This is a genomic window from Flavobacterium sp. 5 (genome assembly GCF_002813295.1).
In the GTDB taxonomy this organism is placed as follows: Bacteria; Bacteroidota; Bacteroidia; order Flavobacteriales; family Flavobacteriaceae; genus Flavobacterium.
This window is the reverse complement of record NZ_PHUE01000001.1, coordinates 835821-853082: the sequence shown is the minus strand read 5'-3', so window position 1 is coordinate 853082 and position 17262 is coordinate 835821. Positions and strand designations below refer to the sequence as shown.

The following is a 17262-nucleotide window of genomic DNA, read 5'->3' as shown; positions in this document are numbered from 1 at the left end:
TAGAGATTCAAGTAGTTAGAGTAATTTTTTTGTATTACAACTAATCAATTTTTGAGTATGATTTATTCACTAAAGCTTTAATTATTTGTTGAGTAGAATAATTTACCTTTGTCTGTGTTTTTTCAATGGATATTAATTTTTAAGATATAGGATATGTCATCAATTCGTTTTCAAGCTTTACGAGAAGCTTCTAATAGAAAGCTAATAGATTTTCAAGAATCTGGTAGAAAATCAGAGCTTTTTGGATCTAATGTATTTAATGATAAAGCAATGAAGCAATATTTGACTTCAGATGCTTTCAAAGCAGTGCAAGGAGCAGTTCAACATGGAACTAAGATAGATAGAAAACTGGCAGATTATATTGCCATGGGAATGAAGGAATGGGCTTTAAATAAAGGAGTTACCCACTATACCCACTGGTTTCAGCCTCTTACGGGAACTACTGCGGAGAAACATGATGCTTTTTTTGAAACTTCGTATGACGGAAGTGACCCGCTAGAAAAATTCGGAGGTGCTCAATTGGTACAACAAGAACCAGATGCATCTAGTTTTCCCAATGGTGGAATTAGAAACACATTCGAGGCACGAGGTTATACTGCTTGGGATCCAACATCTCCAGCCTTTATATTTGGTACCACTTTGTGTATTCCAACAATTTTTATCTCTTACACAGGCGAAGCTTTAGATAATAAAATTCCACTATTAAGAGCTTTATCTGCTATGGATGAGGCTGCTACAGAAGTGTGTAAATATTTTGACAAAAATGTAAAGAAAGTAACAGCAACATTAGGCTGGGAACAGGAATATTTTTTGATTGACAAATCGTTAGCTAATTCTCGTCCAGACCTTATTATGACTGGAAGAACTTTGTTGGGACATACTTCTGCTAAAGGACAACAATTGGACGATCATTATTTTGGATCTATCCCAACTCGTGCTTTAACGTATATGAGAGATTTGGAACAGGAATGTATAGTATTAGGTATACCTGTAAAAACGCGTCACAACGAAGTTGCTCCAAATCAATTTGAATTTGCACCTATTTTTGAAGAAGCAAATCTAGCAGTAGACCACAACTGTTTATTGATGGATATTATGCATAAAGTAGCAGAACGTCATGATTTTAAAGTATTATTTCATGAAAAACCATTTAAAGGTGTAAATGGATCTGGAAAACACAATAACTGGTCATTATCAACAGATACGGGAGTTAATTTACTGAGCCCTAGTAAAACCCCAATGACTAATTTACAGTTTTTGACTTTCTTTATCAATACTATTAAAGCGGTAAATGATTATGAAGCTTTGTTAAGAGGTGCTATTGCTACGGCAAGTAATGATCATAGGTTAGGAGCCAATGAAGCGCCACCTGCAATTATCTCAGTTTTTATAGGAGAACAGTTAACCAAAGTTTTAGCGGAATTAGAAGGAGTTTCGACTGGGAAATTATCTCCAGAAGAAAAAACAGATCTTAAGCTAAATGTTGTTGGTAAAATTCCAGATGTTCTTTTGGATAACACTGACAGAAATAGAACTTCACCTTTTGCTTTTACGGGTAATAAATTTGAGTTTAGAGCTGTGGGTTCGTCTGCAAATTGCTCCAATGCAATGACAACATTAAATACAATTGTAGCTAAGCAGCTGAAAGATTTTAAAGCAGCTGTTGATGTTTTGATAGAATCGAAAGACATGAAAAAAGACGATGCTATTTTCAATGTGTTAAGAGAATATATCAAACAATCCAAAAAAATCCTTTTTGAGGGTGATGGTTACAGTGACGCTTGGCAAAAAGAGGCTGCAAAAAGAGGTTTGAGTAATTTTAAAACTACTCCGGAAGCCTTGAAAGCGAGAGCTTCAAAACAAGCTATCGATTTATTTGGAGAAATGGGTATTATGAATCATATCGAATTACATGCCCGTTATGAAATTGAATTGGAAGAATACACCAAAAAAATTCAAATTGAAGGCAGAGTATTAGGTGATATTTCAAAAAATCATGTAATTCCGACAGCTATCAGATATCAAAATACTTTGATCGAAAATGTGAAAGGTTTAAAAAATATTTTTGGTTCAGAATTTGAGTCAATTGCAAAGGAACAAATCATTTTGATAAAAGAGATTTCAGGACATATTGAAGGAATCAATTCTAAAGTAGAAGAGATGACAGAAGAAAGAAAGAAAGCCAATAATTTGACAGATGCTCAGGCTATGGCCGAAGCATATTGTAACAATGTGAAGCCTTATTTTGAGGTGATTAGAAATCACTGTGATAAACTAGAGTTATTAGTTGATAATGAATTATGGACTTTGACTAAATATCGAGAATTACTTTTAACTAAGTAGTTTTATTATTAGTTTTAATACTTGTCTATTTTAAAAGACAATGAATTTTATCAGTTTTTAAAACATAAAAAAGCACCCGTTTTTGGCGGGTGCTTTTTGGTTAAAAATGGTTTTAGTTATTGTGTAGAAAGTACTTTTTGTGTACTGCTTCCTTTATTAGTGGTTACTTTAATAATGTAAAGTTCAGCTTGCCCAGTAGATGGGATATTTAGCGTAACTTGTTTATTTAAATAACCATTGGCATCATAGCTAGAAGCTACTATAAGACCTAATGAGTTGAATGCCTCAATTTTTACATCAGTTACAAATTTGTAATCATAACTGATAGTAAGTTGGTCTTTGAAAGGAACTGGAGAAGCTGTGAAAGATGAAGTGTCTGCTATTCTAGAAGTACTTGAATCGATAATCAAAGACTCTATTGGAGTTGCACATATAAGTGGTTCAACATTATAGCCTACAAATATTCTACATTGATCAAATGCATTATTAATTAAATCAACTGCACTTGCTATTTGTGAAAGTGTAAGACCATTTGTAGAACCGCCACCTAAAGCTTGATTTGCCAAAGCAAACAACCCTTGAACAGTTTTTGGTGAAATAGCATTTATTACATTCGCAGGTATTGAGTAATATTTATACTCATTGATTACTGGAGTGTATCCGCCTGGTGAACATTGTCTGGTTTTAGGAACATCAGATCCACAACCACCTTCTGGTTCAGCAACTGCAAAAGTTCCTGCTTTTAATTCTAAATTACCAAGAGCACCGTTTATTCCGATGTTAAGACCTAAAGCAATTGTTTGAGCCAATAATGTATTATTGATTTTTCCTTTTTTCAAGTAACTGTTAGGTAAATTGCTTATTTCATAACTTCCAGATAATACATAGCTTCCACCACCTCCAGGCATTACTCTAATGATATCGTCAATGTCTTCTGGAGCTTTCATCCAAACGGTATTTCCATTTGAACCAATTGTCATAGTACCACCATAAGAAGCCAAAGCTTTGGCGATAAGACCCGCTGTTGTATAAGGTTTTCCTTCCGCACAAGACGTTCCACCTGGATTTCCATAATACCCTTGAGTATAGGTACATAATGCAGCAATACAAGATTTAACATCTACAGAAAATTGACTAATGCTAATACAACCTGTTGCAAGTACTTCTTCTTTTACATAAAAGACATGAACTCCAGGAGTTCCTGAGAAATTCAAATTAGTAACTTGTGATGTAGTTGCGGCAGCATCTGTCCAGAAAGTTACACTTATTACGTTTGGATCTGGCAATGCACTTACTAATGCTGAAAGCAGACTTACTGGTATTGGGTAACAAATTTCTAGAGATTTAACGGATAATGCAGTCGGATTTGTATTGTTTACTGTTACAGTCACCTCGTCAGTATCGCTACAACCAGAAGCGGTATGAGTTTTAGTTACTGTATAAGTAGTTGTCACGCTCGGATTAACAAATGGATTTGCATTAGTAGAAGTAAATCCTGCTGGAGAAGAAGTCCAAGAATAAGTGTATCCTACTTGAGCAGCTTCACCAATTGAGCCACCACTGATGTTTAATTTACAGGTAATGGTAAAGTCACTTCCAGCTCCTGCTACTACAGTTGGTTTGTTTACTGTTACTGTTACTTCATCAGTATCGCTACAACCAGAAGCGGTGTGAGTTTTAGTTACAGTGTAAGTAGTAGTAACACTAGGATTAACAGATGGATTTGCATTAGTAGAAGTAAATCCTGCTGGAGACGAAGTCCAAGAGTAAGTATATCCTTCAGCGGAAGCTTCACCAATTGAACCGCCTGATATATTAATCAAACAATTTTTAGTAAAGTCATCACCGGCTACTGCTACTACAGTTGGTTTATTTACTGTTACAGTCACCTCATCAGTATCGTTACAACCAGAAGCAGTATGAGTTTTAGTTACAGTATAAGTAGTAGTAACACTAGGATTAACAAAAGGATTAGCATCAGTAGAAGTAAATCCTACTGGAGACGAAGTCCAGGAATAAGTATATCCTATTGCTGCTGCTTCACCAATAGAACCGCCTGATATATTGATCAAACAATTTTTAGTAAAGTCAGATCCTGCATTTGCTGTTACATCTGGTTTGTTTACTGTTACTGTTACTTCATCAGTATCGCTACAACCAGAAGCGGAATGAGTTTTAGTTACAGTATAAGTAGTAGTAACACTAGGATTAACAGATGGATTAGCATCAGTAGAAGTAAATCCTGCTGGAGATGAAGTCCAGGAATAAGTATATCCTTCTGCGGAAGCTTCACCAATAGAACCGCCTGATATGTTCATCAAACAATTTTTAGTAAAGTCATCACCTGCTACTGCTACTATAGTTGGTTTGTTTACCGTTACAGTCACCTCATCAGTATCGCTACAACCAGAAGCGGTATGAGTTTTAGTTACAGTATAAGTAGTAGTAACACTAGGATTAACAAATGGATTAGCATCAGTAGAAGTAAATCCTGCTGGAGACGAAGTCCAGGAATAAGTATATCCTATAGCTGCCGCCTCACCAATAGAACCGCCTGATATATTGATCAAACAATTTTTAGTAAAGTCAGATCCTGCATTTGCTGTTACATCTGGTTTGTTTACTGTTACTGTTACTTCATCAGTATCGCTACAACCAGAAGCGGTATGAGTTTTAGTTACAGTATAAGTAGTAGTAACACTAGGATTAACAGATGGATTAGCATCAGTAGAAGTAAATCCTGCTGGAGATGAAGTCCAGGAATAAGTATATCCTTCTGCGGAAGCTTCACCAATAGAACCGCCTGATATGTTCATCAAACAATTTTTAGTAAAGTCATCACCTGCTACTGCCACTACAGTTGGTTTGTTTACAGTTACAGTAACGTCATCCGTATCGCTACAACCAGAAGCGGTATGAGTTTTAGTTACAGTATAAGTAGTAGTAACACTAGGATTAACAGATGGATTAGCATCAGTAGAAGTAAATCCTACTGGAGACGAAGTCCAAGAATAAGTATATCCTATGACTGCTGCTTCACCAATAGAACCGCCTGATATATTGATCAAACAATTTTTAGTAAAGTCAGATCCTGCATTTGCTGTTACATCTGGTTTGTTTACTGTTACTGTTACTTCATCAGTATCGCTACAACCAGAAGCGGTATGAGTTTTAGTTACAGTATAAGTAGTAGTAACACTAGGATTAACAGATGGATTAGCATCAGTAGAAGTAAATCCTGCTGGAGACGAAGTCCAAGAATAAGTATAACCTATTGCTGCTGCTTCACCAATTGAACCGCCATTTGAATTCATTGAACAGTTTTTAGTAAAGTCATCACCTGCTACTGCTACTACAGTTGGTTTGTTTACTGTTACAGTCACCTCGTCAGTATCGCTACAACCAGAAGCGGTGTGAGTTTTAGTTACAGTATAAGTAGTAGTTACGCTAGGATTAACAAATGGATTGGCATCAGTAGAAGTAAATCCTGCTGGAGACGAAGTCCAGGAATAAGTATATCCTTCTGCGGAAGCTTCACCAATAGAACCGCCTGACATATTGATCAAACAATTTTTAGTAAAGTCATCACCTGCTACAGCCACTACAGTTGGTTTGTTTACCGTTACAGTCACCTCATCCGTATCGCTACAACCAGAAGCGGTATGAGTTTTAGTTACAGTATAAGTAGTAGTAACACTAGGATTAACAGATGGATTAGCATCAGTAGAAGTAAATCCTGCTGGAGATGAAGTCCAGGAATAAGTATATCCTTCTGCGGAAGCTTCACCAATAGAACCGCCTGATATGTTCATCAAACAATTTTTAGTAAAGTCAGTTCCTGCATTTGCTGTTACATCTGGTTTATTTACTGTTACAGTTACTTCATCAGTATCGCTACAACCAGAAGCGGTATGAGTTTTAGTTACAGTATAAGTAGTAGTTACGCTAGGATTAACAAATGGATTAGCATCAGTAGAAGTAAATCCTGCTGGAGACGAAGTCCAGGAATAAGTATATCCTTCAGCGGAAGCTTCACCAATAGAACCGCCTGATATGTTCATCAAACAATTTTTAGTAAAGTCATCACCTGCTACTGCCACTACAGTTGGTTTGTTTACTGTTACAGTCACCTCATCAGTATCGCTACAACCAGAAGCGGTATGAGTTTTGGTTACAGTATAAGTAGTAGTAACACTAGGATTAACAGATGGATTAGCATCAGTAGAAGTAAATCCTACTGGAGATGAAGTCCAGGAATAAGTATATCCTTCTGCGGAAGCTTCACCAATAGAACTGCCTGATATATTGATCAAACAATTTTTAGTAAAGTCAGAACCTGCATTTGCTGTTACATCTGGTTTGTTTACCGTTACAGTAACGTCATCCGTATCGCTACAACCAGAAGCGGTATGAGTTTTGGTTACGGTATAAGTAGTAGTTACACTAGGATTAACAGATGGATTAGCATCAGTAGAAGTAAATCCTGCTGGAGACGAAGTCCAAGAATAAGTGAATCCTTCAGCGGAAGCTTCACCAATAGAACCGCCTGATATGTTCATCAAACAATTTTTAGTAAAGTCATCTCCGGCTACTGCCACTACAGTTGGTTTATTTACTGTTACAGTTACTTCATCCGTATCACTACAACCAGAAGCGGTATGAGTTTTGGTTACAGTATAAGTAGTAGTTACACTAGGATTAACAGATGGATTAGCATCAGTAGAAGTAAATCCTGCTGGGGAAGAAGTCCAAGAATAAGTGAATCCTTCAGCGGAAGCTTCACCAATAGAACCGCCTGATATATTGATCAAACAATTTTTAGTAAAGTCAGTTCCTGCATTTGCTGTTACATCTGGTTTGTTTACTGTTACAGTAACGTCATCAGTATCGCTACAACCAGAAGCGGTATGAGTTTTGGTTACAGTATAAGTAGTAGTTACACTAGGATTAACAGATGGATTAGCATCAGTAGAAGTAAATCCTACTGGAGATGAAGTCCAAGAATATGTATATCCTATGGCTGCTGCTTCACCAATTGAACCGCCTGATATATTCATCAAACAATTTTTAGTAAAGTCATCACCTGCTACTGCCACTACAGTTGGTTTGTTTACTGTTACAGTTACCTCATCAGTATCACTACAACCAGAATCGGTATGAGTTTTGGTTACAGTATAAGTAGTAGTTACACTAGGATTAACAAATGGATTAGCATCAGTAGAAGTAAATCCTACAGGGGATGAAGTCCAAGAATATGTATATCCTGCCATTGCAGCTTCACCAATAGAACCGCCTGATATATTAATCAAACAGTTTTTAGTAAAGTCATCTCCGGCGTTTGCTACTACTGTTGGTTTGTTTACTGTTACAATAACGTCATCCGTATCGCTACAACCAGAAGTGGTATGAGTTTTGGTTACAGTATAAGTAGTAGTTACACTAGGATTAACTAATGGGTTTGCACTTGTTGAAGTAAATCCAGCTGGAGAAGAAGTCCATGAATAAGTAAATCCAGTTACAGCTACTTCGCCAATATTTCCTCCATTAGGATTCGTTGTACAGGTTTTGGTAAAATCGGATCCTGCTACTGCTACCACTGGTGGTTTATTTACTGTTACTGTTACCTGATCCGTATCACTACAACCTGTAGAAGCTTTGGTTTTAGTTACAGTATAAGTAGTAGTTTCCGTAGGATTGGCAATAGGATTGGCAATATTAGTTGCGCTTAATCCTGTAGATGGTGACCATGAATAGGTAAATCCTACTTCAGGAGCCTGACCTATTTCTTTGCCATCAGGGTTACTGATACAAGTTTTTGCAAAATCAGCTCCAGCATTCGCATTTGGAGTAAAATCCAAATTCAACTGAATAGGAGCGCCTGGAAAATCTTTCAATTCAGATTGTGCTGAGCTACCAGAAGATCTGGTTCTTATAAATAATGTGCTGATTGAAGTACATGGATTATGAAGAGCTGTAAGTACTTGAGTAAGGTTTATAGCTCCTTCTGCCCATTGATTAGGTACATAAACACCTGGATTGGTACCATAAGCTTCAAATGGAACGGTAGTTGTTACATTATTATTGGTACAAAAAATGAATCCAGGAAACGTAGTATTCGGAATAACAACATATTCATAAGCTGAACCAACTTTTTGCCATTGTCTGATTACTACATTTGCATCACCACCACCTTGAGTAAATTCAATGGTAATTAATATGTCACCTACAGTACGACCACCAGTTGCATCTGGGGCGGCACTTACAAATTTCCCGCTACCTCCACTAATTGGTGCAACACCAGTAAAAGGATCAACTGGTCCAAAGGTGGCTCCAGTCATAGTGAGGGGAGCTTGCAAAAATTCAAAATCAATATAGCTGCTACCGTTAGTTACCTGACGGTCACCAGCAAACATACACCATAAATCGGTTGCTAATCCAGATACACCTCCAGCTGGAGTAGGGCTAATAAAAGTACCTGCCATATTGGTTACACCTCCTTTTATTGCAGGATCGCCATAACTAAAATGAGCGCCACAGTTTTGGATTTCATTTTTATTAGGAGATGTTCCAGCTCCCCATGTATAGGTGTTTGGATTGTCATTTATTTTATTGGAAAGTGTGAATATCGTAAGATCATCTATATAACGATCTTTTATTTGATAGGTCACCGGAACATTTTGAGGAGTAGGTGGGTCTGTTTCTGGGAGTGGTTTGTTTAGCACGTTTCCCGTTACAGGGTCAATTAATCCGTGATTTAAATTGTGAAGAGCCGTTGGATTATTGGGGTCGTATGCTGGACTTGAAGGATTGTGTCGATCATCAAACAAATCTCCAATTTTTTCAAAATTAGTCCCAATAGGCTGATGAGCGAAAAAATCTCCATCAATGGCATCTCCTCCAGCTGGGGAAGATACTGGGACAATTCCTTTAATGTTTTGGGCATGAACAGTAGTATAACTGATCATGAGAAACCCTAAAAAAACTATAGGTAAAGCAAGGCTTTGGAGCCAACTAGTAGACCATAGTTTGAATGATTGATTTAAAGGAATTGTGAAATTAAATTTTGAAATACCTGTTCTGAGTAAACAGGAAAAAGAAATGCAATATTCTTGCATGCTTTTTATCGTAAAAAGAATAATTTTTTTCATATCAATATGGTTTTAAGACCATAGTATCAATAGGAAAAGATCAGTAGAAATAGGGTTTGCGGGAAACCAGTGAGTGTTGTTTCATAAATGAAAATTTTGGTTAGGTAAATTTAAAAGAAACAGATTTGTATAGCTGTAACTTTTAAATAGGAAAATAAACACACCTTCATAGATGTAGCTATGAAGTATACGGTCTTAGAAAGAAATTTATATTGTGGGGAACAATAATTAAATTCTTTTATTACAAAAAGGAGGTTTGAAAAAAGGGGGCTTTTAACATAAAACATTAAAAAAATTAATGCTTAGAATAGATTAAAAAACTGAAATGTACCTTTGAGTAAATACAATCTTCAGCACAATGACTAACTTCAAAATAAAATTAAGAAGTGTAAAACCTTATTCCTGTATAATTGAACCGTTCTAGTTAAAAAAAAAAACGACTATAAAAGATTCAATCTGTAGAGAATAATAACCATTCATTTATTTTAATTTTTAGCCGTCACTTAGACAACTAAATCACTTTAAAAAGTAACGGAGTAAAATTAATTAATTTTGAAAGCACATTTCGTATAAATGTTAAAAAGCCCGATATAAGTTAAATAAAAACGATAAAAAGCATTGTAAATACGAATAAGAGTACATAATGTTTAGATTCGCTTAAAATAAAAAAACAGCATAACCTATTAATAATCAATTAAATACGTGTTAATTTTTTTTATAAAAAAGCATAAAATGCTTAAAATTAAATGTATAATCAATGATAGTTTTATTTCTTCTAAAAAAGAGCAACATTTTAACTTAAAAACAACTTTTTTAGATGAAAAAAGATCAAATAAAATTACTTCAGAAAAGGTTGGTTAAAAGAAAAATATTTAAAAGTATTTTATATTAAAAAGGGATACTATTTGGATTCAAGTTTTGTTGAAAACGATAATTTAAGAGAAAAAAAAGAATTAACTTTACTTAACTTTTAGATGTTTAATTATTTTTTAATAATTGAATATCAATATTTTGAAACTTCTGCCCCTTTTTTATCGTAGTAAATTAATCGACTTCAGTTTTTAATTAAAATAATACTTCCGATGAAAATAGTGCTTACAGGGGGGACAGGTGTTTTGGGTTCTCAGATTATGTATGAAATTCTCGAACTATTCGTAAAAGAGTCAATTAAGGGTAAACTTATCTTGATTTCCAGAAGCAAGAAAAAAAGAAGCGCTTTAGACCGAATCAATGAATTACTATCTAGTAGTTACACTCCTCAATTCTTGAAAGATATTGGAATTGAAAAACTAGACCAATATATAGAGATAGTTGATGCGGACTTAGATTCAATGCAGGAAAATTTTTCAAGTAAAATAGATGGAGCCTATTTTATTCATTCTGCGGGATATGTCAATTTATCTACTGATGAAGCACATCGTGAAAAAATATTTGAAGAAAATACCAAGATCACTAAAGTTATTTTGGAAAATTTTCATCATTCTATAAAAAAATTCATTTACATAGGAACTGCTTTTTCCTCAGGAGAGCGCTCTGGGATTGTAGATAACGACTTCCATAATCTGGATTTTGTTCCAAAGCATCGTAACGCCTACGAGAACGCTAAGTTTTATTCAGAAAAATTTGTTGCTAAAAAATGTAAGGCTTTAGACTTGCCTTATCAAATACTACGACCAAGTGTTATTTGTGGAAAAATGTTGGGAGATGAGAATAGATACTTTATCTCAAAATATATGGTTTTCTATCTGTTGGCAAAATTCTTTTATTTTGCTGCACAACGAAAAACTGAACATGAAAATGTACGTTTTGCAATCGGTAAAATGTCGGGTTTAAATATTATTCCTGTCGATTATGTTGCAAAAGTAATTGTATCTGTTTTTAGGAGAGATGATATACACCAACTCAATATTGTGAGCCATGAAAGTTTAAACCTCGTTAAAGGATTGGAATTGATTATGGATGAAGTAGGATATTCTAATTATACAATAGTCCCAGATTCTCCAGATTTCGAATATCAAAATACTACCGAGAAATTGTATTATGAGAGTATTGGTAAACATCTCAAACCCTACCTTGTATCTAGTGCAAAACAGTTTAATACTAAGCTGTTGAATTCTATTCTTGAAATTCCATTATTTAATGATGAAATCTTTACCCAATTGATTAGATATGCTAAATTGAACAAATTTAAAGATGTCAATGTTTAATTTATTGTACTTAATTTATTTTCAGTTGTCATAAATAGATTAAGTTTTATTGTAAATTTGAAGATATAAATCCCCAAATCATGAAGTTTTTTATAACCTTACTACTAAGTTTTTTAGCTTCTTGTGCTTTTGCTCAAGAACAAGTTTCTTTCTTTTTTGATAGCAATAAATTTGTATTAAATAAAACAGAATTATTGAAATTAAACCAATGGATATCAATAAAAAAAGAAGTTAAAGTCGTTGGGGTTTATGGCTTTTGTGACGAAGAAGGTTCTGTTGGTTACAATGATACCTTGGCAAGAAAACGGATCGACTATGTATTCAACACTATAAAAGGTAAAGTAAAAGTTAGAGAAGATTTTAAAACAAGAAGTTTTGGAGAATTACATTCGCTCTCTTCCATTAAATCCGAAAATAGAAAAGTTACTTTATATTATATATTGCCAAAAGATTTTGTAAATGAAGAAAAAATAATAGCCAAAAAGAAAGAAGTAGTTGTAGAGAAGAAAAAACCAAACATTAAATTTTCGGACACTTATGTTTATGAAAATCCAGACGGTTCGACGGTTAATATAAAAGTTGATACCGTTTTTATGAAAAAAGTTAGCGTAGCCAATGTTGGTGAAAAGCTCAAGTTAGAAAACATGAATTTTTTTGTAGATACTTTTGCCATAATGCCTCAATCCAGATCAGTAATGTATGAGTTGCTGATGGTAATGACAAATGTTCCAGGTTTAAAAATACAAATTCAAGGTCATATTTGTTGTGTGCAAAAAGATTTTCGGGACTTAAGCACTCAAAGAGCAAAAGCCATTTATAAATTTTTAGAATTTAACGGAATTGAAAAAAGCAGAATGACTTTTGTTGGTTTTTCCAGTACAAAACCATTGTATCCTTTGCCCGAAAAAAATGAAGCAGAACGGGAAGCCAATCGTCGTGTAGAAATTGAAATTATCGCTAATTAATAGATTGAGTGAATAGGTATAATATTGAAAGTTTTAAACTAAAAAAAACTTAGAAACTTAGGAACTCAGAAGCTTAGAAACTTTAAAAATTTAAAATTGTATAATTGTCACATTAAAATTATCTTTGCCTCACATACACACAACTAGAAAAATGAGTTCAGATACTTCAAAAAGATATGCACAACGTGGTGTTTCGGCATCCAAAGAAGATGTGCATAACGCCATTAAAAATATTGACAAAGGTTTATTTCCTCAGGCATTTTGTAAAATTGTCCCTGATTATTTAACGCAGGACGATGATTATTGTCTTATAATGCATGCCGATGGAGCAGGAACAAAATCTTCATTAGCCTATATGTATTGGAAAGAAACTGGAGATATTTCGGTTTGGAAAGGTATCGCTCAAGATGCATTAATCATGAATATTGACGATTTATTGTGTGTTGGTGCAACCGATAATATTTTGCTTTCTTCAACTATTGGAAGAAACAAAAATGTTATTACTGCTGAGGTTTTATCTGCCATTATCAATGGAACCGAAGAATTGATAAAAGAATTAGATTCTTTTGGGGTAACTATTCACTCAACAGGAGGAGAAACCGCAGATGTTGGTGACCTTGTGAGAACTATAATCGTAGATTCTACGGTAACGGCAAGAATGAAACGTTCCAAAGTAATTGATAATGCTAATATAAAAGCTGGTGATGTTATTGTAGGATTGGCTTCTTTTGGTCAAGCTACTTACGAAAAAAGTTATAATGGCGGAATGGGAAGCAATGGGTTAACTTCTGCTCGTCACGATGTTTTCGGGAAGTATTTGGCAACCAAATATCCAGAAAGTTATGATGCAGCAGTTCCAAGTGATCTTATTTATTCAGGACAAGTTCAATTGACAGATGCCGTTGAAAATTCACCAATCGATGCTGGACAATTAGTACTTTCACCAACAAGAACATACGCACCAATCATTAAGAAAATTTTAGATAAATATTCTTCACAAGAAGTTCACGGAATGGTACATTGCAGTGGAGGAGCTCAAACTAAAATTTTACATTTCGTTCAGAATCTTCACATTATAAAAGATAATTTATTTCCAGTTCCACCTTTATTTCAATTGATACAAGAACAATCTAAAACGGATTGGAAAGAAATGTATCAAGTATTCAATTGCGGACACAGAATGGAAATATATGTTCCAGAAGCTATTGCTCAGGACATTATCAATATTTCAAAATCGTTCAATGTAGATGCGCAAATTGTGGGTAGAGTAGAAGCTTCTGATGCTAAGAAATTAACAATCACTAGCGAATACGGGACTTTCGAATATTAAAATTTTTCATTTTTTCAATCTTTTAATTTTATTAAAATGTACGAACTACTTTTTTGGCAATATCAAGAAGGAATTTATTTAAACCATCATTTGGTTTATGAAGCTTTGATAGAAGAGCAAGAAGTAGAAGGTTTGGAAATACTTCCTGTAACTGTTATTCTAAACAGAATCAATAGTGTATTTTCAAGTTGGGAAAAAATAGATGAAAACAGTTGGAAAAATACCAAAGGAAAAGGTGCTTTTCAAGTAAAAACAACACCACAAAGCATACAAATCGATTGTTACGGAACCGAAGGCAAAACGATGAATCTTTTAGCAGACACTTTGGATGAATTCAAATGTCCGTTGTATGATCCTCAAATTCCAGTTCGTTACGACGAAATGAATGAATAGTTTTATTTAGAAGCTAAATCCAGCTATACGTTACAAGTCCTCGCATAAAACATTATTTTTCTAAATTATAAAAGGAGCTTCCGTTGGTCGCTCTTTTATAACAAGAAAAATTAACGTTTTATACTGTGGGCTTTTCACTTTTATCTGGGCTAGGACATCAGTGAATATTGATAAAAAATAATCATTATCAATGTATGGATTCAAAAGGATTGCGGCTTAAATGGACTCATATTTCTTAATATGGTTAAAAACGAACTAATTGTTTCATGTTTATTGATTATGATAAATTAATGTTGTCTTTTTTATAAATTAGCTAAAAAAAATAATGACCACTCTAGAATTTCCTCAAAATACAATCCTCGAAGACGAACTAGTTTTACTACGCCCTTTAGAATTAACAGATGTAGAAATTTTTTTGGATATTTCCCTCAATGAACCCGATACGTGGAAATACTCATTAGTACCGGCTAATGGAAAAGAAAACCTGATAAACTATATCCAAATGGCAATAAAAGCAAGAGAAAATAAAACTGAATTTCCTTTTGCCGTTTATGATAAAAAATCGGGTAAATATGCTGGTAGTACTCGTTTTTATGATATTAATTTACCTTTCAAAACTTTGCAGTTAGGATATACTTGGTATGGAAAAGATTTTAGAGGAACAGGGCTAAATAAACATTGTAAATATCTTTTACTACAATTTGCATTTGAAACACTGGGAATGGAGCGCGTAGAATTTCGTGCCGATAATAATAATCAACTAAGCATTGCTGCGATGAAAAGTATAGGGTGCAAAGTAGAAGGAGTCTTACGAAGCAACATGCCAACGTATGAAAGTGATATGCGTCGTGATAGTATTATATTAAGTATTCTAAAAGAGGAATGGTTTAATGAGGTTAAAGAGAATTTGAGGAAAAAACTTTAGAATTTAATATTCTTAAGTATTTTGGTTTTTAGGAAAACGAATATAAAACGTACTTCCTTTTCCTTCCTCGCTTTCAACCCAAATTTGACCATTATGTTTCTCAATAAATTCTTTACATAAAATTAGTCCTAAACCAGTACTTGGTTCATTTTCGGTTCCAATTCGGTTGTTTTTTGTGTCTATTTTAAACAAGTCATTAATTATATCTTGATGCATTCCTATTCCCGAATCTTTGATTGTGATAGTTATATCTGTAGAATTCTCAAAAGCATGAATATAAACGGCACCTTTTTTTTGAGTAAATTTTATAGCATTTAAAACAATGTTACGGATTATAGCTTGAAACATATTTATATCTGCAAATACAGATAGAGTACTTGGGATTTTAGTTTCGATGTTTATTTCTTTCTTGCCAGCAATATCGTGTAATGTGATAATGCTTTCTAGAGTAGTAGATTCTAATGGGTATTCTTTTGGGTCAAATGGAACTATGTTTTGTTCCATACGAGTCCAATCTAATAAATTTTCTAAAAGATTAAAAAGATTCTTTGCAGAGCTTCTCATATTAGTTGCTGCAAATTTAATTTCCTCATTAGACATGTCATCAATATCTTCGGCCATTAATTCCGATAGTCCAAGAAAGCCATTGAAAGGACCTTTTAAATCATGGGCTATGATAGAATAAAATTTATCTTTTTGATAATTTATATCTGAAATTAGTTTGTTTTTTTCTTTGAGTAATTGGTTATTTCTTCTTTTAGAAATATATAGAAATAAAAATAAACCTAATAATATAGCAACAGCAGTGGATATAGTAATTAAAAAATAGACTTTTCGGGTGTCACTATTTATTTTAAGCGTTTGGATTTCTATTTGTTTATCTTTTAAGTCGATTTTTCTTTGATATTCAAAATTCGCCATTTTCTTCTCACTTTCTTTAGAAAATAAAGAATCTTTAATTTTTGAATATTTTTCAAAACAGTCTAATGCTACATCAAATTTTTCTTTTGCTTTATTACCTTTAGATAAGTAATAATAGGTGTCTTGTATATCTTTTAAAGAGCTGTAATTTTTGAAATTTTGTAGAACATAATTAAGAATGTTAACAGATTTGTCTACATATATACTTTTTGAAGCACTGTATTTCTCATCTTGAGACATTAAATAATATGCTCTTCCAAGTTCATAATAGTTGTAAGCATTATATAAATTTGAACTGTTTTCATAAGTTGCAATTGACTTATTTAGCATTTCAACTCCTTTTTCGTAGTTTTTTATATTGACATAACAAATGCCAATATTTGTTAGGTTTAAACCTATTTTGTCAGTATCGTTAAGTTTCTTACTTATTATAAGGGCTTGATAAAATTGGTTTAATGCTTTTTTGTATTCACGTTGTTGTAAATAGAAATCTCCAATATTATTCAAAAGAATAGAGACGTGTTTTTCTTTGTTATATTTATAGCATATTTTTAATGCTTTTTTATAGTAGAAAAGACCTTGCTTGTAATTTTTTATGTCTATATAGATTAATCCGAGATTATTATTTACTCGAATAAGTGCTATAATATCATCAGTTTTTTCAATAATCTCAAGCGCTTTATAGAGATTTTTCAAAGCATGAGTATAATCCGATTTTAGTTCATAAGCCGTACCTAGATTTCCATATGCATTGCCAATTAATATTTCATCATCTATTTTTTGAGCATAATACAATGCTTTTTTTGCATATTTGATAGTATTATCGGGGCCTATATATTCTATATGAGAAGAGAGTTCTTTGTATAGTATTGCCTTTCTTGAATCGGTTTCTGCGTTTTTTAATTCTGTTTTTAAGGAGTCTATAATTTTATTGGCAGTATTTTGCGCTTGAACTTGACTTATATAAAAAGTAAAAAATAGAATTAAAAAAATGGGTGTTTTTTTTAACATTTATGTGGTATTTTTTTCA

9 protein-coding genes are annotated in these 17262 nt (G+C 33.5%); 7 read left to right on the top strand and 2 right to left on the bottom strand.

Annotated features, from left to right (window positions below):
- The first annotated feature begins 153 nt into the window (after positions 1–153).
- Positions 154–2343, top strand: coding sequence for a glutamine synthetase III (locus CLU82_RS03450; protein WP_100841777.1), 2190 nt, complete (start codon positions 154–156; stop codon positions 2341–2343).
- A gap of 116 nt (positions 2344–2459) precedes the next feature.
- Here the strand turns inward: CLU82_RS03450 and CLU82_RS03445 are convergent, their stop codons facing one another.
- Positions 2460–9491: a T9SS type A sorting domain-containing protein gene (locus tag CLU82_RS03445; RefSeq protein ID WP_100841776.1), complete on the bottom strand. Its 7032-nt coding sequence runs from the start codon at positions 9489–9491 to the stop codon at positions 2460–2462.
- Between the two features lie 732 nt (positions 9492–10223).
- Here CLU82_RS03445 and CLU82_RS21070 point away from each other — a divergent pair.
- The 6 genes from CLU82_RS21070 to CLU82_RS03420 all read left to right on the top strand — a co-directional run bounded on the left by CLU82_RS21070 (position 10224) and on the right by CLU82_RS03420 (position 15311).
- Positions 10224–10352, top strand: a complete 129-nt coding sequence (locus CLU82_RS21070) for a hypothetical protein (protein ID WP_255409697.1) — start codon at positions 10224–10226, stop codon at positions 10350–10352.
- Between the two features lie 221 nt (positions 10353–10573).
- Positions 10574–11698, top strand: coding sequence for an SDR family oxidoreductase (locus tag CLU82_RS03440; RefSeq protein ID WP_100841775.1), 1125 nt, complete (start codon positions 10574–10576; stop codon positions 11696–11698).
- An 80-nt stretch (positions 11699–11778) separates the two neighbouring features.
- A complete protein-coding gene (locus CLU82_RS03435) occupies positions 11779–12663 on the top strand; it encodes an OmpA family protein (RefSeq protein ID WP_100841774.1) in 885 nt (294 codons plus the stop codon).
- Between the two features lie 151 nt (positions 12664–12814).
- Entirely contained in the window at positions 12815–13993 is a 1179-nt protein-coding gene (locus CLU82_RS03430; protein WP_100841773.1) for an AIR synthase related protein, read from the top strand.
- A gap of 36 nt (positions 13994–14029) precedes the next feature.
- Positions 14030–14386, top strand: coding sequence for a hypothetical protein (locus CLU82_RS03425; protein WP_100841772.1), 357 nt, complete (start codon positions 14030–14032; stop codon positions 14384–14386).
- Between the two features lie 325 nt (positions 14387–14711).
- Positions 14712–15311, top strand: a complete 600-nt coding sequence (locus CLU82_RS03420; RefSeq protein ID WP_100841771.1) for a GNAT family N-acetyltransferase — start codon at positions 14712–14714, stop codon at positions 15309–15311.
- A 12-nt stretch (positions 15312–15323) separates the two neighbouring features.
- Here CLU82_RS03420 and CLU82_RS03415 read toward each other — a convergent pair whose 3' ends face one another.
- A complete protein-coding gene (locus tag CLU82_RS03415; RefSeq protein ID WP_100841770.1) occupies positions 15324–17243 on the bottom strand; it encodes a tetratricopeptide repeat-containing sensor histidine kinase in 1920 nt (639 codons plus the stop codon).
- Between the last annotated feature and the right edge of the window lie 19 nt (positions 17244–17262).

Bases quoted from the DNA above. Each gene is read 5' to 3' on its own strand.
- CLU82_RS03435 (WP_100841774.1), top strand. From the start codon at position 11,779: ATGAAGTTTTTTATAACCTTACTACTAAGTTTTTTAGCTTCTTGTGCT.
- CLU82_RS03445 (WP_100841776.1), bottom strand. From the start codon at position 9,491: ATGAAAAAAATTATTCTTTTTACGATAAAAAGCATGCAAGAATATTGC.
- CLU82_RS03415 (WP_100841770.1), bottom strand. From the start codon at position 17,243: ATGTTAAAAAAAACACCCATTTTTTTAATTCTATTTTTTACTTTTTAT.
- CLU82_RS21070 (WP_255409697.1), top strand. From the start codon at position 10,224: ATGCTTAAAATTAAATGTATAATCAATGATAGTTTTATTTCTTCTAAA.
- CLU82_RS03450 (WP_100841777.1), top strand. From the start codon at position 154: ATGTCATCAATTCGTTTTCAAGCTTTACGAGAAGCTTCTAATAGAAAG.
- CLU82_RS03430 (WP_100841773.1), top strand. From the start codon at position 12,815: ATGAGTTCAGATACTTCAAAAAGATATGCACAACGTGGTGTTTCGGCA.
- CLU82_RS03440 (WP_100841775.1), top strand. From the start codon at position 10,574: ATGAAAATAGTGCTTACAGGGGGGACAGGTGTTTTGGGTTCTCAGATT.
- CLU82_RS03425 (WP_100841772.1), top strand. From the start codon at position 14,030: ATGTACGAACTACTTTTTTGGCAATATCAAGAAGGAATTTATTTAAAC.
- CLU82_RS03420 (WP_100841771.1), top strand. From the start codon at position 14,712: ATGACCACTCTAGAATTTCCTCAAAATACAATCCTCGAAGACGAACTA.